This window comes from Serratia sp. NPDC087055 (assembly GCF_044900985.1).
Taxonomy (GTDB): Bacteria; Pseudomonadota; Gammaproteobacteria; order Enterobacterales; family Enterobacteriaceae; genus Serratia.
Genome location: NZ_JBJDOG010000002.1, coordinates 447,555 through 467,549, shown reverse-complemented (window position 1 = coordinate 467,549; position 19,995 = coordinate 447,555). Strand labels below are relative to the sequence as shown.

The 19,995-nt window shown below is 54.2% G+C and carries 11 protein-coding genes and 2 pseudogenes; 4 read left to right on the top strand and 9 right to left on the bottom strand.

The genetic code is table 11. The annotated features are described in order from the left end of the window. Positions 1 to 449 precede the first annotated feature (449 nt). The 3 genes from hutU (at position 450) to ACI2J2_RS15885 (ending at position 5,168) form a co-directional block, all read left to right on the top strand. On the top strand, positions 450 to 2,141 hold the full coding sequence (gene hutU / locus ACI2J2_RS15895; RefSeq protein ID WP_037424785.1) for a urocanate hydratase: 1,692 nt from the start codon (positions 450 to 452) through the stop codon (positions 2,139 to 2,141). Then, on the top strand, positions 2,138 to 3,673 hold the full coding sequence (gene hutH / locus ACI2J2_RS15890; RefSeq protein ID WP_265555775.1) for a histidine ammonia-lyase: 1,536 nt from the start codon (positions 2,138 to 2,140) through the stop codon (positions 3,671 to 3,673). The genes hutU and hutH overlap by 4 nt, the downstream gene beginning before the upstream one ends. Positions 3,674 to 3,773: 100 nt before the next feature. Then, positions 3,774 to 5,168 carry an amino acid permease gene (locus ACI2J2_RS15885; protein ID WP_209635155.1) on the top strand — a complete coding sequence of 465 codons (1,395 nt, stop codon included), beginning with the start codon at positions 3,774 to 3,776 and terminating at the stop codon, positions 5,166 to 5,168. A gap of 46 nt (positions 5,169 to 5,214) precedes the next feature. Here ACI2J2_RS15885 and ACI2J2_RS15880 read toward each other — a convergent pair. From ACI2J2_RS15880 to rumA, 8 genes and pseudogenes are all read right to left on the bottom strand, one after another. Beyond that, a pseudogene (locus tag ACI2J2_RS15880) lies at positions 5,215 to 6,406 on the bottom strand (methionine gamma-lyase). A gap of 46 nt (positions 6,407 to 6,452) precedes the next feature. Continuing rightward, positions 6,453 to 6,824 carry a hypothetical protein gene (locus tag ACI2J2_RS15875; RefSeq protein WP_209635153.1) on the bottom strand — a complete coding sequence of 124 codons (372 nt, stop codon included), beginning with the start codon at positions 6,822 to 6,824 and terminating at the stop codon, positions 6,453 to 6,455. Between the two features lie 10 nt (positions 6,825 to 6,834). After that, entirely contained in the window at positions 6,835 to 8,025 is a 1,191-nt protein-coding gene (locus ACI2J2_RS15870; protein ID WP_404760418.1) for an FAD/NAD(P)-binding oxidoreductase, read from the bottom strand. A 297-nt stretch (positions 8,026 to 8,322) separates the two neighbouring features. Next, positions 8,323 to 9,618: a phosphopyruvate hydratase gene (eno, locus tag ACI2J2_RS15865; RefSeq protein WP_209635150.1), complete on the bottom strand. Its 1,296-nt coding sequence runs from the start codon at positions 9,616 to 9,618 to the stop codon at positions 8,323 to 8,325. Between the two features lie 206 nt (positions 9,619 to 9,824). Then, positions 9,825 to 11,462 (bottom strand): glutamine hydrolyzing CTP synthase, encoded by a 1,638-nt coding sequence (gene pyrG, locus ACI2J2_RS15860; RefSeq protein WP_209635148.1) that lies wholly within the window; start codon positions 11,460 to 11,462, stop codon positions 9,825 to 9,827. Positions 11,463 to 11,829: 367 nt separating this feature from the next. Further along, entirely contained in the window at positions 11,830 to 12,624 is a 795-nt protein-coding gene (gene mazG, locus ACI2J2_RS15855) for a nucleoside triphosphate pyrophosphohydrolase (protein WP_209635146.1), read from the bottom strand. Between the two features lie 150 nt (positions 12,625 to 12,774). Then, positions 12,775 to 15,006 (bottom strand): GTP diphosphokinase, encoded by a 2,232-nt coding sequence (gene relA / locus ACI2J2_RS15850; protein ID WP_037425654.1) that lies wholly within the window; start codon positions 15,004 to 15,006, stop codon positions 12,775 to 12,777. A gap of 9 nt (positions 15,007 to 15,015) precedes the next feature. Then, a pseudogene (rumA, locus tag ACI2J2_RS15845) lies at positions 15,016 to 15,618 on the bottom strand (23S rRNA (uracil(1939)-C(5))-methyltransferase RlmD); the annotation flags it as partial. Between the two features lie 96 nt (positions 15,619 to 15,714). Between rumA and barA the strand changes: the two are divergent. After that, positions 15,715 to 18,435, top strand: coding sequence for a two-component sensor histidine kinase BarA (barA, locus tag ACI2J2_RS15840; RefSeq protein ID WP_209635142.1), 2,721 nt, complete (start codon positions 15,715 to 15,717; stop codon positions 18,433 to 18,435). Between the two features lie 64 nt (positions 18,436 to 18,499). Here the strand turns inward: barA and degP are convergent, their stop codons facing one another. Continuing rightward, positions 18,500 to 19,936, bottom strand: coding sequence for a serine endoprotease DegP (gene degP, locus ACI2J2_RS15835; RefSeq protein WP_209635140.1), 1,437 nt, complete (start codon positions 19,934 to 19,936; stop codon positions 18,500 to 18,502). Between the last annotated feature and the right edge of the window lie 59 nt (positions 19,937 to 19,995).

The following is a 19,995-nucleotide window of genomic DNA, read 5'->3' as shown; positions in this document are numbered from 1 at the left end:
TTTAACTCATGGATTATGCGACAAGGCGCAGCATGCAGCGCCCCTGACACGAAACAAAAAAACCGGTTGCTAACGGCCTCACGCCCGCCATTTGGCGGGCTTTTTGCTTTCAGAGATAGGACTTTTTTATCGCTCGTCCTAACTTGTAATAGGTATGTAAAATTATTGTGATTTGACGCTCAAAATTGACCCATTTTTAATTCATTTTTGTTGAATAGCTCACTGTTCTTCCGTGCCTTCCTGATGAATTTACCCCCTACAAAATAAATATATTATTGATTAAAAACACAAATAACTTTCTCTTATGCCATTTTCGTCATCCACTGGTCGGTGTTGCATATGCTTGTACATACAAGTATATGTTAATAAAACCTACCCATTGTTATGGCGTGGTGATTTACCCCCACCGCACCATGGGATCTGCACCGATACTGTTTGAGGAAAATGCTGTGACTGCAAATAACAAAGTTCGCAATGTCGATGTACGCGCGCCACGCGGCACAAAATTAAATGCAAAAAGCTGGCTGACCGAAGCGCCGTTGCGCATGCTGATGAACAACCTCGATCCGGAAGTCGCGGAGAACCCACATGAGCTGGTGGTGTACGGCGGTATTGGCCGCGCCGCGCGTGACTGGGACTGCTACGACAAAATTGTCGCGACCCTGAAAACCCTGGAAGATGACGAAACACTGCTGGTGCAGTCCGGCAAACCCGTCGGGGTTTTCAAAACTCACAGCAACGCACCACGCGTGCTGATCGCCAACTCCAACCTGGTCCCACACTGGGCGACCTGGGAACACTTTAACGAACTGGACGCCAAGGGTCTGGCGATGTACGGCCAGATGACCGCAGGTAGCTGGATCTACATCGGTAGCCAAGGCATCGTACAAGGCACCTACGAGACCTTCGTAGAAGCAGGTCGCCAGCATTACGACGGCAGCCTGCAAGGCCGCTGGGTGCTGACTGCGGGTTTGGGCGGCATGGGCGGGGCACAACCGCTGGCGGCTACACTGGCCGGAGCCTGTTCACTTAACATCGAATGCCAGCAGAGCCGCATCGATTTCCGTCTGAAAACGCGCTATGTCGATGAGCAAGCGACAGATCTGGACGACGCACTGGCCCGTATCAAAAAATACACAGCCGAAGGGAAAGCCATCTCCATCGCCTTGTGCGGTAACGCAGCCGACATTCTGCCGGAACTGGTACGCCGCGGCGTACGCCCGGATATGGTCACCGATCAGACTAGCGCCCACGATCCACTGAACGGCTATCTGCCAAAAGGCTGGAGCTGGGAAGAATATCGCCAGCGCGCACAGAGCGAACCCGCGCAGGTGGTCACCGCCGCCAAACAATCTATGGCTGAACATGTAGAAGCTATGCTGGCCTTCCAGAAAATGGGCGTGCCAACCTTCGACTACGGCAACAACATTCGCCAAATGGCGAAAGAAATGGGCGTCAACAACGCCTTCGATTTCCCGGGCTTCGTCCCCGCTTACATTCGCCCCCTGTTCTGTCGCGGCATTGGCCCATTCCGCTGGGCTGCGCTGTCAGGCGATCCACAGGACATCTACAAAACCGACGCGATGGTTAAAGAGTTGATCCCAGATGACGAGCACTTGCACCGCTGGCTGGATATGGCGCGTGAGCGTATCAGCTTCCAGGGCCTGCCGGCGCGTATTTGCTGGGTCGGTTTGGGCCAACGCGCCAAGCTGGGTCTGGCTTTCAACGAGATGGTACGCAGCGGCGAGCTGTCAGCACCTATCGTGATTGGTCGTGACCATCTGGACTCTGGCTCCGTCGCCAGCCCGAACCGCGAAACAGAATCGATGAAAGACGGTTCAGACGCCGTATCTGACTGGCCATTGCTCAACGCCCTGTTGAACACTGCAAGCGGCGCAACCTGGGTTTCTCTGCACCATGGCGGCGGCGTTGGCATGGGCTTCTCACAGCATTCAGGTATGGTTATCGTTTGCGACGGCACCGATGAAGCTGCCGAACGTATCGCCCGTGTATTGCACAATGATCCCGCCACCGGCGTGATGCGTCATGCCGATGCCGGTTACGACATCGCCATTGAATGCGCCCGCGAGCAAGGTTTGAACCTGCCGATGGTAGCTGCGACTCAAGGAGACAAAGCATGAAAGCGCTAACGATCCGCCCTGGCCAACTGACACTGGCGCAATTGCGTGAAATTTACCAACACCCGGTAACCCTGACGCTGGACGACAATGCATACGCAGATATCCAGAAAAGCGTTGCCTGCGTTGAGCGCATTGTTGAGGAAAACCGTACCACATACGGTATTAACACCGGTTTTGGCCTGCTGGCATCCACCCGCATCGCCCGCGAAGACCTGGAAGATTTGCAGCGTTCGATCGTGTTGTCCCACGCCGCCGGCGTTGGTGCGCCCACCGACGACAATCTGGTGCGCCTGATCATGGTGCTGAAAATCAATAGCCTGTCGCGCGGCTTTTCTGGCATTCGTCTGGAAGTGATCCAGGCGTTGATGGCACTGGTCAATGCCGAAGTGTATCCGCATATCCCGCTCAAAGGTTCCGTGGGCGCATCAGGCGACCTGGCCCCCTTGGCACACATGAGTCTGGTGCTGTTGGGCGAAGGCAAGGCGCGTTATCAGGGCGAATGGCTACCTGCCACTGAAGCGCTGGCTAAAGCGGGCCTGAAGCCGCTGACGCTGGCAGCAAAAGAAGGCCTGGCGCTGCTGAACGGTACTCAGGTCTCCGCTGCCTTTGCGCTGCGTGGCCTGTTTGACGTTGAAGATCTGTATGCCGCAGCGACTGTCACCGGCAGTCTGACGGTGGAAGCCGCGCTGGGCTCACGCAGCCCGTTTGATGCACGCATCCATGCCGTACGTGGGCAACGCGGCCAGATCGACGCCGCATCAGCCTACCGCCACTTGCTGGGCGAGCGCAGCGAAGTGTCTGATTCACACCGCAACTGTGAGAAAGTGCAGGATCCGTACTCCCTGCGCTGCCAGCCTCAGGTTATGGGCGCCTGCCTGACGCAAATTCGCCAGGCCGCCGAAGTGCTGGAAATCGAAGCCAATGCGGTATCCGACAACCCACTTGTCTTTGCCGAACAGGGCGACGTGCTGTCCGGTGGCAACTTCCATGCCGAACCTGTCGCGATGGCCGCTGACAATCTGGCGCTGGCATTTGCCGAAATCGGCTCGCTGTCCGAACGTCGCATTTCATTGATGATGGATAAACACATGTCACAACTGCCACCGTTCCTGGTGGACAACGGCGGTGTGAACTCCGGCTTTATGATTGCCCAGGTTACCGCCGCGGCGCTGACCAGCGAGAATAAAGCGCTGGCGCATCCGGCAAGCGTCGACAGTATCCCGACGTCTGCCAACCAGGAAGATCATGTGTCTATGGCGCCGGCGGCGGGCCGTCGCCTGTGGGAAATGGCAGATAACGTTCGCGGCATTCTGGCCGTTGAGTGGCTGGCTGCCTGTCAGGGGTTAGACCTGCGCAAAGGCTTGAAAACCAGCGAGAGTCTGGAACAGGCACGCCGCGTATTACGTGAGCAGGTCAGTTACTACGACAAGGACCGTTTCTTCGCCCCTGACATTGAAGCTGCCAGCCTGCTGTTGGCAGCCGGTCATCTGACCTCACTGATGCCTGCAGCACTGCTGCCTAGCCAAGCATAAATAAAACCTATCACGCAGTTTGTTCTGTCCCACCGGGTGCGTTCCACCCGGTGCGGATAGCGCGTGCCTGCTCTGCCGTAAAAACGTGACGGGAAGCAACATGCATAACGAAAAAACACAACTCAGACGCGGACTAAACGCGCGACATATCCGCTTTATGGCGCTCGGATCAGCCATCGGTACCGGCCTGTTCTACGGCTCTGCCGGGGCAATACAACTGGCTGGCCCTGCTGTGCTACTGGCCTATCTGGTAGGCGGTGCAGCCGTATTTATGGTGATGCGCGCACTGGGTGAAATGGCGGTGCATCAACCGGTGTCCGGTTCATTCGGCCATTACGCCAGCCACTACCTTGGCCCGCTGGCCGGCTTCCTTACCGGCTGGACTTATACCTTCGAAATGGTGATCGTCGCTCTCGCGGACGTGACCGCCTTCGGCATCTATATGGGGCTGTGGTTCCCGGACGTCGCACAATGGGTCTGGGTGCTCAGCATTATCATGTTTATCGGCGCACTCAACCTATGCAGTGTGAAAGTGTTCGGCGAAATGGAGTTCTGGCTGTCGTTGATCAAGGTCGCAGCGATTGTGGCAATGATCGTCGGTGGTGCGGCGGTGATGCTGTTTGGCTTTGGTCAGACCCAGCATGCCACCGGCCTCAGTAACCTGTGGCAACACGGCGGCTTTATGCCTAACGGCATCGGCGGCGTGGTCGCATCGCTAGCGGTGGTGATGTTTGCCTTCGGCGGCATTGAAATCATCGGTATCACGGCCAGCGAGGCAAAAGACCCGGCGAAAGTGTTACCAAAGGCGATTAATGCCGTGCCGATTCGTATTCTGCTGTTCTATGTACTGACGCTGCTGGTACTGATGGCTATCTATCCGTGGAACAGCATCGGCCAAAACGGCAGCCCGTTTGTTGAGATCTTCAGCAATCTGGGTATTAGCTCTGCCGCCAACGTCCTGAACGTTGTGGTGATCACTGCCGCCATTTCCGCCATTAACAGCGACATCTTCGGCGCAGGCCGCATGATGTACGGCATGGCACAGGATGGCCAGGCGCCAAAAAGTTTCTCTAAACTGACTTCCAGCGGCGTGCCTTGGATGACGGTGTTGGTGATGTCAATCGCCCTGCTGCTGGGTGTGGTACTCAACTACCTGATCCCAAAACAGGTATTTATGATCATCGCCTCCATCGCGACCTTCGCCACTGTCTGGGTATGGTTGATGATCCTGCTGTCGCAGATAGCCATGCGCCGCACATTGTCACCGCAGGAGGTCAGTAAGCTGAGCTTCCCAGTGCCGTGGTGGCCAGTCGCCCCCGCGCTGGCGACGCTATTTATGCTGTTCGTCATCGGCCTGCTCGGCTACTTCGAAGACAGCCGCATTGCCCTGTACGTTGGGCTGGTGTGGGTGGCATTCCTTACTGTGGCTTACTGGTTGTGGGTGCGTAAAAAAGGCGGGGGTTCACCTGTCACCACTGCAACACAAAACACCTAAGTGCATGATGTCACCATGATAAAACCCGCATCAGCGGGTTTTATCATCAGATCAACGCCAAGGCCTGACGGATATCCGCCTGAAGATCATTAAGATCTTCCAGCCCAGCGGATAAACGTATCAGTCCGTCGCTAATATGATGGCGCTGACGCTCTTCCGGGTTGTAGGCCGAGTGGGTCATGCTGGCAGGATGCTGCGCCAGCGACTCACAACCCCCCCAGGCTGACCGCACGCAAGATCAAACGCAGCGCATTGAGGAAGCGGATCCCCGCAGCCATACCGCCTTTTAATTCAAATGCCAGCATGCCGCCCGGTCGAGCCATTTGACGCTGTGCCAACTCATATTGGGGGAAATCCTCCAGACCGGGATAATAGACGCGCTCTACCGACGAATGCTGCATCAACATTTCCGCCAGCCATTGGGCGTTATCGCAATGGCGTTCCATACGCAGCGGCAGGGTTTTCAACCCGCGCAGCAGCAATGCGGCGTCCTGGGCCGACAACACTGCACCGTTCATGTCTTTGAGTCCGACTAAACGGATATCCTGCGCCAAATCTTGACGCGTCACCACCAGCCCGGCCAGCAGATCTCCGTGCCCGCCAATGTATTTTGTGGCCGAATGCACCACAATGTCCGCCCCCAATTCCAACGGCCGTTGCAGATACGGCGTACAATAGGTGTTATCCACCAGTAACAGCGCCTTGTGGCGGTGAGCAATCTCAGCCACCGCGGTAATGTTGACCAAACGCATATTCGGGTTGGCTGGCGTTTCGCAATACACCATGCGTGTGCCTGGACCTATCGCCGCCGCCAACCGCTCCGGACGGGTTAGGTCGACATGGGTGATTTTTACGCCGTAGCGCGCCAATCCATGATGAAAGTAGCTGAAGGTACAACCGTAAATGGTCTCATCGACTATCAGCTCATCACCCGGATTGAGCAGCGTCCAGCAGCAGGCGGTAATCGCCCCCATACCGGAGGCAAACGCCACCGCCGCTTCCCCGCCTTCCAGATTGGCTATTCGCTGTTCCAGCAAGTTGAGGATCGGGTTGGCGATGCGTGAATAAAAATACCCCGGCTCGCTGCCGTCAAAGCAAGCACCGCCATATTCTGCCGTCGGAAAGGTAAAGGTCGAGCTCATAAACACCGGAGGACAAAGTGCTCCCAGATACTGCTGAGGATCGTAACCGTGATGGATAGCGCGTGTTGCAAAGGCTTGCCTGAAGGTGGCAGACATAACAACTCCTTATCTGAGTGAATGAAAGCAATGACGCTTAGCGCGATCAAACATCCGTAGGCAGTGCACTGCTGCTTATACGCTGGCCGATGATTTGTAATGTGCGCAGCACCAGCAGCAGGCCCAGCAAAGTATCTGGCTGTCGCAACAAAGCGTACAGCGCACGAAAATTGACGGGTGACGGATCCAACTGCAACTCGGTATGCGCCATCTTAAGCGCCATTCCGCCCTCCCATCCCGCAGCGACCAAGCCTTCAAAGACGCCGGCCAATTTCTCCACCAGCGCATTATCGGCGATATCCACTAGATCAGACAGCAGCGACAGCAGGTCGACCGCGTTATCGAGCCGCCCACCGTCCAGCAACGGTTGCAACTTGTCCAGCAATGCTGCCAAGGGTTCATGTTCAGATGCGTTCATAGGCCCTCCGTTATATCAGTCCGCGTACCGTCGCCCAGTAGAGCCCGCGATTAAAGCCATTGCGCAGCATGCCGCCCACTTTGGTTGAGGGCGTCGGCAGCACATCGTGCCGATAGTCGTAAACTAGCGGCATCCCGGCCTGCAGCCCCATTTGGGCAATGGCCTGCACTTTGCCGTCGTAGTGGCTGACTGTCTGGCCCAGTCTCAGTTCCGCCACGATATTGTCGGCAATGACGGGAGCCTGATTGTGGCAGGAACCTCCGGCCTTGCTAACCGGCAGATCTACCGTATCGCCGATGACATAAACCCCCTGCTGACCATAGACCTGCAGCGTTTGGTGATCGGTCGGCAACCAGCCCTCTCCATTGTTACCTTCACTCAGGCCAGTATTGCGCACCGCTTCTACTGCGCGGATGGGTGGGGTAGCCATCAAAATATCGAACGGCTGCTGCTCACCCTCGGCGGAATAAGCGATTTTCTGCTGTGCATCTACGTGACTAAGAGTAAACCCGCGCTGATGGCGGATATCGCGCGCCGCGAAGATACCGGGCAAAGCCTCTGCCGTTGGGCGCTGCAGAAACAGGCAGTTACGCAGCAACTGTGAGACGCTGGGATAGGTATAAACAATCTCAACCGCCTTGCGTACTCCTCGCCGACGTAGGTAATCATCAAGCATCAGGGTGGTTTCTATCGGCGCAATACCGCATTGGTGCGGCACATTGGGCGTTTCGGGGAAAGAAACTGTGATAAAAATCCGCCCTTTTTCAATGCTCGACAGTTTTTGTGCCAACTGCCGGGCGGCCTGATACTGGTAAAAATGATCCCCTGCCTGCGCCAGCCCCTCGATACGCTCCGGCCAAGGCAGACAACCAGTAGCAAAAACCAAAAAATCATACGGGTACTGTTTGTCGCTACGGGTATGAATCACGCGCTGAGATAAATCAAACCGCTCCGCTTTATCAACAATAAACTTAATTTCCGGGCACAGCAGGCTCTGCTGAGAACGGATTAATTCCTGTTTAAAAAAAGCGTTGAAGGCCACATACATAAAAGCGGGCTTATAATAATGGACGGGAGAGTCCGAGATCATTAATAACTCGACTTTATTATTCAAGATCTCCCGGTGTAATTTAACAGCCAATAAATTGGCCAATATGGTCCCTCCGGTACCGCCACCAACAATCACTATTCTTTTTCGCATCAAGCCCTCGCCTAGCCGGCTTACGGGTCGGCAATCTTATGGGGAAACGAACGGAGGCAGGAATACGGGTTTTATTTTTCTGCCTTACTGGCAGTCTAGTAACGAAAGGATATAAAGCAATGAAAAATGGAATATATAAATAGGAGTTTTATTACTATAATTAATACATCAAGTTATAAAACTATAAGTGTGTATTAATTTATAAACAATAAATAACTCACTATCACTCATGTAAATAATCAGTGATAAAAAAACCCGCCGTAGCGGGTTTTTATTTAGCAACGAACCAAACCGTAATTACTGACCTTTAACTTCTTTCAGGCCATTGAACGGCGCGCGTGAACCCAGCGCTTCTTCGATACGGATCAGTTGGTTGTATTTAGCAACGCGGTCAGAACGGCTCATAGAACCGGTTTTGATCTGGCCAGCCGCAGTACCAACCGCCAGGTCAGCGATGGTTGCGTCTTCAGTTTCACCTGAACGGTGAGAGATCACCGCGGTGTAACCTGCGTCTTTAGCCATCTTGATAGCAGCCAGAGTTTCGGTCAGGGAACCGATCTGGTTGAATTTGATCAGGATGGAGTTAGCGATGCCTTTCTCGATGCCTTCTTTCAGGATCTTGGTGTTGGTTACGAACAGATCGTCACCAACCAGCTGGATTTTGTCGCCCAGCACTTTGGTCTGGTATGCGAAACCATCCCAGTCAGATTCGTCCAGGCCGTCTTCGATAGACACGATTGGATATTGCTTGGTCAGGTCTTCCAGGAAGTGAGTGAACTCTTCGGAAGTGAAGGCTTTGTTGCCTTCGCCAGCCAGCACATATTTGCCGTCTTTGTAGAACTCAGAGGCTGCACAGTCCATCGCCAGGGTAACGTCTTTACCCAGTTCGTAGCCTGCCGCTTTTACCGCTTCAGCGATAACAGCCAGCGCTTCGGCATTAGAACCCAGGTTTGGCGCATAGCCGCCTTCGTCGCCTACTGCAGTGTTCATGCCTTTGGCTTTCAGTACTTTCGCCAGGTGATGGAACACTTCAGAACCGATACGTACCGCTTCTTTCAGGGTTTTCGCGCCAACCGGCTGAATCATGAATTCCTGAATGTCGACGTTGTTGTCAGCGTGCTCGCCGCCGTTGATGATGTTCATCATAGGCAGTGGCATAGAGAATTTGCCTGGGGTGCCGTTCAGCTCAGCGATGTGCTCATACAGTGGCATACCTTTGGAAGCCGCAGCCGCTTTAGCCGCAGCCAGGGAAACCGCCAGAATGGCGTTAGCACCGAATTGGGATTTGTTTTCAGTGCCGTCCAGGTCGATCATGATTTTATCGATGTTAGCCTGGTCTTTGGCGTCTTTACCCAGTACTGCCTGAGCAATCGGGCCATTTACTGCAGCAACGGCTTTCAGTACGCCTTTACCCAGGAAACGAGACTTGTCACCGTCACGCAGTTCCAGTGCTTCACGGGAACCGGTAGAAGCACCTGACGGCGCAGCAGCCAGACCTACGAAACCGCCTTCCAGATGCACTTCGGCTTCAACAGTCGGGTTACCGCGGGAGTCGATGATTTCACGACCGATGACTTTAACGATTTTGGACATTAGGTTTTCCTCAGTACAAGTTAAACTAAAACTCCAGACAAACAGCGCGCGGTATACCCTTCATACTTGAAGCTGCATCGGTGTTGGCTACGTTCATTCACCCGAATCACTCACTTGTGTCAGTGATTCGGGATTCACTCTCTTGCCACCTTGATGCAACGCCAATTATTTTGGGTAGACATGCCGCGCGCCGCCTACCAAATATTTTATTTCACCTGGCGCTTCTGATACTCACCAGCGGCCTTCACAAAGCCGGCGAACAACGGATGACCATCACGCGGCGTCGAAGTAAATTCCGGGTGGAACTGACAAGCGACGAACCATGGATGATTCGGCAGTTCGATAATCTCAACCAGCTTGTTGTCTGCAGAACGGCCGGCAACCAACAGCCCGGCGGCTTCGATTTGCTTCAACAGCATGTTGTTAACTTCATAACGGTGACGATGGCGTTCAACAATGGTTGGCTCGCCGTACATCTGGCGTACCAGGCTGTTGTCGGTCAGGTGGCATTGCTGACCACCGACACGCATCGTGCCACCCAAATCGCTTTCTTCAGTACGCACTTCGACGTTGCCGTCTTCATCACGCCACTCGGTGATCAACGCCACCACCGGATACTTACAGTCTGGCACAAACTCGGTTGAGTTGGCGTTCTCCATACCCACAACATTGCGGGCGAACTCCATCAGTGCCACTTGCATACCCAGACAGATGCCCAGGTAAGGGATGTTGTTCTCACGCGCATAACGCGCGGTCATCACCTTGCCTTCCACACCACGGTAACCGAAACCACCTGGGATCAGGATAGCATCCAGACCTTTCAGCACTTCTACGCCGCGGGTTTCAACATCCTGCGAATCGATCAGCTTGATGTTCACAGTCAGACGATTTTTCAGGCCACCGTGTTTCAGGGCTTCAATCACCGACTTATAGGCATCTGGCAGTTCGACATATTTGCCGACCATACCAATGGTCACTTCGCCGCCTGGATTGGCTTCTTCGTAAATAACCTGTTCCCATTCGGCCAGGTTCGCTTCCGGCGCGTTGAGGCTGAATCGTTTACAAATATAATCATCAAGACCCTGAGATTTCAAGAGGCCTGGGATTTTATAAATAGAATCAACGTCTTTCAGGGAGATAACGGCTTTTTCCGGCACGTTACAGAAAAGTGCAATTTTTGCACGTTCATTAGCAGGAACTGCGCGATCGGAACGGCAAATCAGCACATCAGGCTGAATACCGATGGAAAGCAGCTCTTTTACGGAATGCTGAGTCGGTTTGGTTTTCACTTCACCGGCAGCAGCCATATACGGCACCAGCGTCAGGTGCATGTACAGCGTGTGTTCACGGCCCACTTCCACAGCCATCTGACGAATGGCTTCCAGGAATGGCAGCGATTCGATATCGCCCACGGTACCGCCGATTTCCACCAACACCACGTCATGGCCTTCGCCACCTTCGAGGATGCGTTCTTTGATCGCGTTGGTGATATGCGGAATAACCTGCACGGTTGCACCCAGATAGTCGCCACGGCGTTCTTTGCGCAGAACGTCGGAGTAAATGCGACCCGTGGTGAAGTTGTTGCGGCGCGACATTTTGGTACGGATGTAGCGCTCGTAGTGACCCAAATCCAGATCGGTTTCTGCGCCGTCTTCGGTGACGAAAACTTCCCCATGCTGAATCGGGCTCATGGTGCCCGGATCCACGTTGATGTACGGGTCCAGTTTCATGATGGTAACGTTGAGGCCACGGGCTTCAAGAATAGCCGCCAGAGAGGCTGCGGCAATGCCTTTACCCAGAGAGGATACGACCCCGCCGGTCACAAAAATATAATTAGTTGTCATGCTGAACCTGAGAGTTTAGGTTTAAAGACGATGGAAGAACCAAGACGGGAAAGTAGTATACCCGAACCTCTTCAGACCTACAAACGATCGTTTTACTGTCCATCATCTCTGTCACCATCAGGAGTTCATCCGGGTTTAATCTATCAGCCCACGATCAGCTGCCTTTTTAAAACAATGAGTTAGCATGGAAAAATTCATTTTAACGCCCTTTCACAACAATAAAACGCCTTAGAATTCAGTTTGTTGGCGTTTTATTGCTGGTATGTCATGGTTCAGCATAGTATGACACAAAGCTTAACCGTTTCAGCTTGAATGAACCTTGTCGCCGATCAACATTGCGATAATCATAGGACAGCACTGTTGTGGATTAGTTTTCCTGACGTTTAACCTGCTGCCACGCCTCTTCCATTTGCTCCAGCGTCGCTTCACCCATTTCCAGCCCGCGCTGTTTAACGATCTCTTCTACCTGACGGAAACGGCGCTCGAACTTGCGATTGGCCGCCTGCAGTGCGTTTTCGGCCTTGTGACCAAGATGGCGTGATAAATTCACCGTGGCGAATAACAGGTCGCCGATTTCTTCTTCCAGCTTCTGTTCATCGACCACTGCCTGCTGGGCTTCATGCATCACTTCGTCGATCTCTTCGTATACTTTGTCCAGCACCGGGCCAATCGTATGCCAGTCGAACCCAACCGCGGCGCAGCGCTTTTGAATTTTATGCGCTTTCATCAACGCAGGCAGCGCCTGCGGAATATCATCCAGCGCCGAATGCAGCTCTTTCTCGGCACGTTCACCGGCCTTCAGCAGCTCCCAGCGCGCCGCAACGGCTTCGCTATCCTGTGCATCAGCCTCGCCAAAGATATGCGGATGGCGGCGTTCCAGCTTGTCGCTGATGGCATTGCATACCTCATCGAAGTCAAACAGCCCCTGCTCCTGGCCCATTTGGGCGTAAAACACCACCTGGAATAGCAGGTCGCCCAGTTCGTCACGCAGATCGCTATAGTCCTGACGCTCAATGGCATCCAGCACTTCGTAAGTTTCTTCCAGCGTGTAAGGGGCAATGGTGGCGAAGGTTTGCTTACGGTCCCATGGGCAGCCGGCCTGCGGATCGCGCAGCGTTTTCATGATGTTCAGCAAGCGTTGCAACGGAGAAGATTGGGTCATATTGGCATCTCTGGAAAAAGGACGGGCACGAGCATGAAAGGGCGCTGCATGCTCGTGCCCGAGTCAATCGGGGCGAATATATCCGCCCCTACAATAACGGAGGCCAAGGAGCTTGGCCAACAACGATGCGGCGCGAAAGACGCAGGGGATTTAGCTGCCGTGCAGGCGTTTGGCGTCTATCACGTCCGGCAGCTGATTGAGCTTTGCAAGCACCCGGCCCAGCACCTGCTGGTTGTAAATCTCGATGTCCATGTCGATGGTTGCCAACTGCTTTTTGGTGTCGCTCCGGCTGGCTACGCCCAGTACGTTAACCTTTTCGTTGGCCAAAATGGTGGTGATATCACGCAACAAACCGCTGCGATCGTTAGCCATCACGCGCACCACCAGCGAGTAACCGCTGGAGTAGCTTTCCCCCCACACCGCATCCACAATACGTTCTGGCGCGTGCGATTGCAGATCAACCAGTTGATCACAGTCCGCACGGTGAATGGATATGCCGCGCCCCTGGGTGATAAAACCGACAATATCGTCACCCGGGATCGGCTGGCAACAGCGGGCAATGTGGTGCATCAGATTGCCGACCCCTTCTACCACTACCCGGCCATTGTCTTTGCTGCGCGTCGCTGGCGGGGCTTTATGCTGAACCAACTGACGCAGCGCTTCGCGATCCTGTTCCTCAGCACTTGGCTTGTTGAACTTGCCTTGCAGGAAGTTCACCATCTGATTCAGGCGAATATCTCCACCGCCAATCGCCGCCAAGATTTCATCCAGTGAATTCATGTTGTAACGCGGGATCAGCAGCTTCTCGGCCTCTTTCAGGCTGATACCCAGGTGCTCCAGCTCACTGTCCAGCATCTGGCGACCAGCCAAAATATTCTTGTCGCGATCCTGCTTACGGAACCAGTTGTGGATCTTGGAGCGTCCGCGGCTGGTTGTGACGTAACCCAGGTTAGGGTTCAGCCAGTCACGGCTTGGGTTTGGTTGCTTCTGAGTGATGATTTCAATCTGATCACCCATCCGTAACTGATAGGTGAACGGCACGATACGGCCGCCTATTTTGGCACCGATACAACGGTGGCCGACATCACTGTGAATATGGTAAGCAAAGTCGAGCGGTGTGGAACCGGCTGGCAGATCCACCACATCGCCTTTCGGGGTAAACACATAAACCCGATCGTCGAACACCTGGCTGCGCACTTCGTCGAGCATCTCGCCGGAGTCCGCCATCTCTTCCTGCCAGGCGATCAGTTTCCGCAACCAGGCAATGCGCTCCTCATAACCGGAACGTACCGTCGCGACCGCGCCTTCTTTGTATTTCCAGTGTGCGGCCACGCCCAGTTCAGCATCTTCATGCATCTGACGGGTACGGATCTGGATCTCAAGCGTCTTGCCGCGTGGCCCCAGGACCACGGTGTGGATCGATTGATAGCCGTTGGGTTTCGGGTTTGCCACATAGTCGTCGAACTCATCCGGCAAATGGCGGAAATGGGTATGTACAATCCCCAAGGCCGCATAACAGTCCTGTAAACGTTCGACCACCACGCGCACTGCGCGCACATCAAACAGCTCGTCAAACGCCAGCGCTTTTTTCTGCATCTTGCGCCAGATGCTGTAAATATGTTTTGGTCGACCGTAAATGTCCGCCTTAACGCCTTCGTCGCCCATCGCACTGCGCAGCGAAGCAACAAAGTCATCAATAAACTGCTCGCGATCGATACGGCGTTCATGCAGCAGCTTGGCGATGCGTTTGTATTCGTCCGGGTGCAAGTAGCGGAAGCAGAAATCTTCCAGTTCCCATTTCAGTTGCCCGATACCGAGCCGATTGGCCAGAGGAGCGTAGATATTCGAACACTCTTTGGCTGCCAGCACGCGTTCGTCTTCCGGCGCGTCTTTCACTTCTCGCAGGTGGGCGATACGCTCCGCAAGCTTGATCACCACGCAGCGGAAATCCTCCACCATCGCCAATAACATGCGACGCACGTTATCGACCTGCTCGGAGGCCATCGAGTCGTTTTGGGTAGCTTTCAACTGGCGAATAGCGTCCATATCGCGTACGCCATGTACCAGATAGGTAATGCCCTTACCGAACTCTTCGGTCAGGGTATCTTCTTGAACAATGCCGGCATCCACCAACGGGAACAGCAGCGCGGCGCGCATGCTGTCGTTGTCCATGCTCAGGGTCGACAGGATTTCAACCATTTCCAACCCGCGCCACAGTAACAGTGACGCGTTAGGATGGTTCTGGGTTTGTTGCTCACAGTAGCGCCAGGTTGCGGCTAATCGCTCACATGACTGCGGGTTAGGTAGCCCCAAGCTGGCAATCCACTCGTCGAGAGCAAATTCACCAGCCGTGTTCAGATGTGCACTTCTTACCGCAACCATAACCTCTCCCTACTTTGCAGCGACCTCTGGCGCAGAACCGTTAATAAACAGCGCCATTGACTCAAGATGCCCCGTATGCGGAAACCTATCCAACATCCGCACACGCGCAAGACGATAACCGGCGCTCAGCAGCCAGTGCTGTCGCATGCCCGCACAGTAAGGATACAGAAAACGTAAACCTCCCGCTCTGGCGCCAGTTTTACAATATGTGACATCATGCTGACCGCACCCGCACGGGCCAGTTCCAGCATCACCTTATAAAATCCTTGTGCTGCCCAAGGTTGCTGCTCAATGTCTTCGTCCCCATTATCGAGGAAGAAGCAGGCGTTACTCAGCCTTTTCTTATGTGCATTATATTGCCCATTCGCTACCGGTGTGGCAACACCTTCTATGCCCACCACAGCAGCGCATCACGCCAGCGGCAGGATAAAATTGCCCATGCCGCAGGGACAGATCCAATACCCGATCATTGGGTTGAATCCTGAGCCATTCAAGGGCCCGCCCCCCCCTTTACCGATTTACGCTGTTATTTTCCTGAAGAAAGTCACGCAGACCGAAGTCTAAGCGTAGTCCGTCGACCTGATCATACGGCACTTCTCTGCACGGTTTTTCGCGCTGGCGACGAAATAAATTGCACCATATTTGTCGATTGAGTGCCGGTTCATTTAAAGTAGGCTGTGTTCGGCAATTCTCCCACATTGGACTCCCATGACCAAATACAGCCTGCGGGCGCGCATGATGATCCTTATTCTGGCCCCAACGCTGTTGATTGGTCTGTTGCTCAGCACCTTCTTCGTAGTACATCGCTACAATGAATTACAAGAACAGCTGGTTGATGCCGGTGCCAGTATTATTGAACCCTTGGCGGTGGCCAGCGAGTACGGCATGACGTTCCGCAGCCGTGAGTCGGTCAGGCAGTTGGTCAGCCTGTTGCACCGCCGGCATTCAGATATTGTGCGTTCCATTACCGTATTCGACGCGCAGAACAACCTGTTCGTCACCTCGAATTACCATCACAACGTTGCCCAATTGCAGTTGCCGAAAGGGGTTCCTATCCCCACCGATCTGATGTTAACGCGTCGCGGAGACTCACTGATCTTACGCACCCCAATCCTGGCAGAGAGCCAATATCCGGATCAAACGGCCAATAACGATCCTCAGCAGGACAACCGTCTGGGGTATGTCGCGATCGAACTGGATCTGCAATCAGTCCGGCTACAACAATACAAGGAGGTGTTTGTCTCCACCCTGTTGCTGCTGTTGTGTATGTGCATCGCTATCTTGTTTGCTTACCGCCTGATGCGCGACGTCACCGGCCCGATCCGCAATATGGTCAATACCGTTGACCGCATCCGCCGTGGACAGCTCGACAGCCGCGTCGAAGGCTTTATGCTCGGCGAACTGCATATGCTAAAGAACGGCATCAACTCAATGGCAATGTCGCTCACCGCATATCACGAGGAGATGCAACAGAACATCGATCAGGCCACCTCCGACCTGCGCGAGACGCTGGAGCAGATGGAGATCCAAAACGTTGAACTGGATCTGGCGAAGAAACGCGCCCAGGAGGCGGCACGTATTAAATCCGAATTCTTGGCGAACATGTCGCACGAGCTCCGTACCCCGCTCAATGGCGTGATCGGCTTTACCCGCCAGATGCTGAAAACCGAAATGAGCGTCACGCAGACCGACTATCTGCAAACCATTGAACGTTCGGCCAATAACTTACTGACCATCATCAACGACGTCCTGGACTTCTCTAAACTGGAGGCCGGCAAGCTGGTGCTGGAACATATTCCGTTCTCACTGCGTGAGACCCTGGATGAAGTGATTGTATTGCTGGCGCCTAGCGCCCATGAGAAAGGGCTGGAACTCACGCTCGACGTACACAACGACGTGCCAGAACAAGTGATCGGCGATTCGTTACGTTTGCAGCAAATCATTACCAACCTGCTCGGCAACGCGATTAAATTTACCGAAACAGGCAACATTGATATCCGCGTCGAGCTGCGAAGCCAACAAGATCGCCAGATCGAGCTGGAAGTACAAATCCACGACACCGGAATTGGCATATCCGAACGGCAACAGTCGCAATTGTTCCAGGCGTTCCGACAAGCAGATGCCAGTATTTCACGCCGCCACGGTGGGACCGGCCTGGGGTTGGTGATAACCCAGAAGCTGGTGAAAGAAATGGGGGGCGATATTTGCTTCCACAGCCAACTGAATCGCGGATCGACCTTCTGGTTCCACATCACACTCGATCTGCACGAGGGCATGCTGTCGCTGTCGACAAATTTGCCGGACCTGCAAGGCAAGACGCTGGGGTATATCGAAGCTAATCCGATGGCGGCTCAGGCAACGCTCAATATGTTGAGCGCCACCAACCTGGTAATCACCCATACGCCGACGCTCGCCCAATTGCCGAAGAAAAATTACGATTTCCTGCTGGTAGGGGTGCCGATCCCTTTCCGCGACAATATGGCACAACACGAAAGCAAACTGCTGGCAGCACTGCAGATCGCCAATCGTGTGATTCTGGCACTGCCTTGCCAGTCGCAGATCAACGCAGAACAACTCAAACAGCAAGGCGCTGCCGGCTGCCTGATCAAGCCGATCACCAGCAACCGTCTGTTCCCACTGCTGCGTATGGAAGCCCCGCTGCGCCTGCCTGCGCTGCCGGAACGTAAACGTCTGCCTCTCACCGTAATGGCCGTTGATGACAACCCAGCCAATCTGAAGCTGATCGGTACGCTGCTCGCTGAGCAAGTGGAAAAAACGCTGCTGTGTGAAAGTGGAGAAGAAGCGTTAGTGTTGGCACGCGACAACGTGCTGGATTTGATCCTGATGGATATTCAGATGCCAAATATCGACGGTATCCGCACCAGCGAACTGATCCGTCAATTACCACACCACAATTCAACGCCAATCGTCGCCGTCACCGCCCATGCCGTCAGCGGTGAACGCGAACATCTGCTGCAGGCCGGTATGGATGACTATCTGGCCAAGCCGATTGACGAAGCGATGCTCACCCGCGTATTAGCTCGCTACCACAGTGATGAGTCGGAACCATTGGCATCAACCGATGCCCCACTGCAGTCGCTCGATTGGCCCCTGGCACTGCGTCAGGCAGCGAACAAGCCCGATCTGGCGCACGACCTACTCCAGATGCTGCTCGACTTCCTGCCCCAGGTCAGTGGACGGGTACAAGCCCTGCTGGACGGCGCAGCAGACGACAATATTCTCGATTTGATCCACAAGCTGCACGGCAGCTGCAGTTACAGCGGCGTACCGCGTCTGAAACATCTGTGTTTCTATCTCGAACAGCAGCTACGCCTGGGCGTCAGCAATGACGAGTTAGAGCCGGAATGGCTGGAACTGTTGGATGAGATTGGGTTGGTCAGCCAGGCAGCGCGCACTCATCTGGCTTGATACTGTACGCGCACCGGAAATAAAAAAGGCACGCTGTCGCGTGCCTTTTAGGAAGAACGAACAATTACTGCATCAACAGATACAACGTGGTATCGCCGCGCAGGATGTTCAGTGCCAGCACCGAAGGTTTGCTGTCGAGGATTTTACGCAGTTCACCCAGGTTCTGAATTGGCTGCTGATTAACCCCGAGGATAAAGTCGCCTTTTTTCAAGCCAATACGTGCTGCGGCACTGCCGGCTTTAACGTTATCCACTTTCACGCCTTTCTGGCTACCGGTTTGGCCGTTGCTCAACTCGGCACCTTCAATGCCGGTGTAGATGTTGCCAGATTCAACCTGCGTTTGAGTGCTTTGTTCCAGCGTGACGTCCACGGTAATCGGTTTGCCGTCGCGAATGATACCCAGCGACATTTTGCTGCCGACCGGCAGAGTCCCGATTTCCGCGCGGAATGACGCGAAGCTGGAGATGGCTTTGCCGTTCATGGTAACAATCACGTCACCGGCCTTGATGCCCGCCTTGGCGGCAGAAGACTTCGGCATTACCTGGCTGACAAATGCCCCGCGCTGCGCGTCAACTTTCATCGCTTTCGCCAGTTCAGAGTTCAGCTCGGTACCCATAATGCCCAACTCACCGCGTTTCACCTGGCCATACTCAACCATTTGCGCGGTCAGGTTTTTCACCATGTTGCTTGGTATAGCGAAACCAATACCAATGTTGCCGCCATCTGGCGCCAGAATCGCGGTGTTGATGCCGATCAGCTCGCCGTTCAAATTAACCAGTGCGCCACCGGAATTACCGCGGTTAATCGCCGCATCGGTCTGGATAAAGTTCTCGTAGTTCTCAATATTCAGTCCACTGCGGCCCAGGGCAGAAACGATACCAGAAGTGGCTGTTTCACCAAGCCCGTACGGGTTACCGATCGCGACGGTATAATCACCCACACGCAGTTGGTCCGAGTCCGCCATTTTAATCGCCGTCAGGTTTTTAAAGTCTTTCAGCTGGATCAACGCAATATCAGAGCGAGGATCTTTACCAATCACCTTGGCGTCAAACTTACGGCCGTCGCTCAGTTGAACCTGAATTTTATTGGCGTTGTCCACCACATGGTTGTTGGTCACCACGTAGCCTTTAGTGGCGTCAATCACCACCCCAGCACCCAACGCCTGGAATTTTTGCTGAGTGCCTTGACCAGGAGCCCCCTGCTCACCACCAGCTCCCTGGCACATCGGCGAACCCTGGAACGGGGAACCATCCTGGCAGAACGGTGAATCCTCACCAAAGAACTGCTGGAACTGTTGCGGCATCTTCGGTGTATTCACTGTGGTGCTGCCTTCGACGTTAATGCTCACCACCGAAGGCATCACTTTCTCCAACATCGGTGCCAAACTCGGCAGTTGCTGGGTACTGGAGGACGCGGTTTCTGCAGCGCTGGCCGTCACCGGGCCCATCGCCATACCAATGCTAAATGCCAGCGCGCTCAGGACTAATACGGTTTTTTTCATCTGTGTGTCTCTTATAAAGTCGTTCAAAAGTATTAGGGTCTTTGTGCATAGTCAGAACA

Excerpts from the sequence above, each read along its gene's own strand:
- hutH (WP_265555775.1), top strand. The coding sequence starts at position 2,138 with ATGAAAGCGCTAACGATCCGCCCTGGCCAACTGACACTGGCGCAATTG.
- ACI2J2_RS15885 (WP_209635155.1), top strand. The coding sequence starts at position 3,774 with ATGCATAACGAAAAAACACAACTCAGACGCGGACTAAACGCGCGACAT.
- degP (WP_209635140.1), bottom strand. The coding sequence starts at position 19,936 with ATGAAAAAAACCGTATTAGTCCTGAGCGCGCTGGCATTTAGCATTGGT.
- mazG (WP_209635146.1), bottom strand. The coding sequence starts at position 12,624 with ATGACCCAATCTTCTCCGTTGCAACGCTTGCTGAACATCATGAAAACG.
- ACI2J2_RS15870 (WP_404760418.1), bottom strand. The coding sequence starts at position 8,025 with ATGCGAAAAAGAATAGTGATTGTTGGTGGCGGTACCGGAGGGACCATA.
- ACI2J2_RS15875 (WP_209635153.1), bottom strand. The coding sequence starts at position 6,824 with ATGAACGCATCTGAACATGAACCCTTGGCAGCATTGCTGGACAAGTTG.
- eno (WP_209635150.1), bottom strand. The coding sequence starts at position 9,618 with ATGTCCAAAATCGTTAAAGTCATCGGTCGTGAAATCATCGACTCCCGC.
- pyrG (WP_209635148.1), bottom strand. The coding sequence starts at position 11,462 with ATGACAACTAATTATATTTTTGTGACCGGCGGGGTCGTATCCTCTCTG.
- relA (WP_037425654.1), bottom strand. The coding sequence starts at position 15,006 with ATGGTTGCGGTAAGAAGTGCACATCTGAACACGGCTGGTGAATTTGCT.
- barA (WP_209635142.1), top strand. The coding sequence starts at position 15,715 with ATGACCAAATACAGCCTGCGGGCGCGCATGATGATCCTTATTCTGGCC.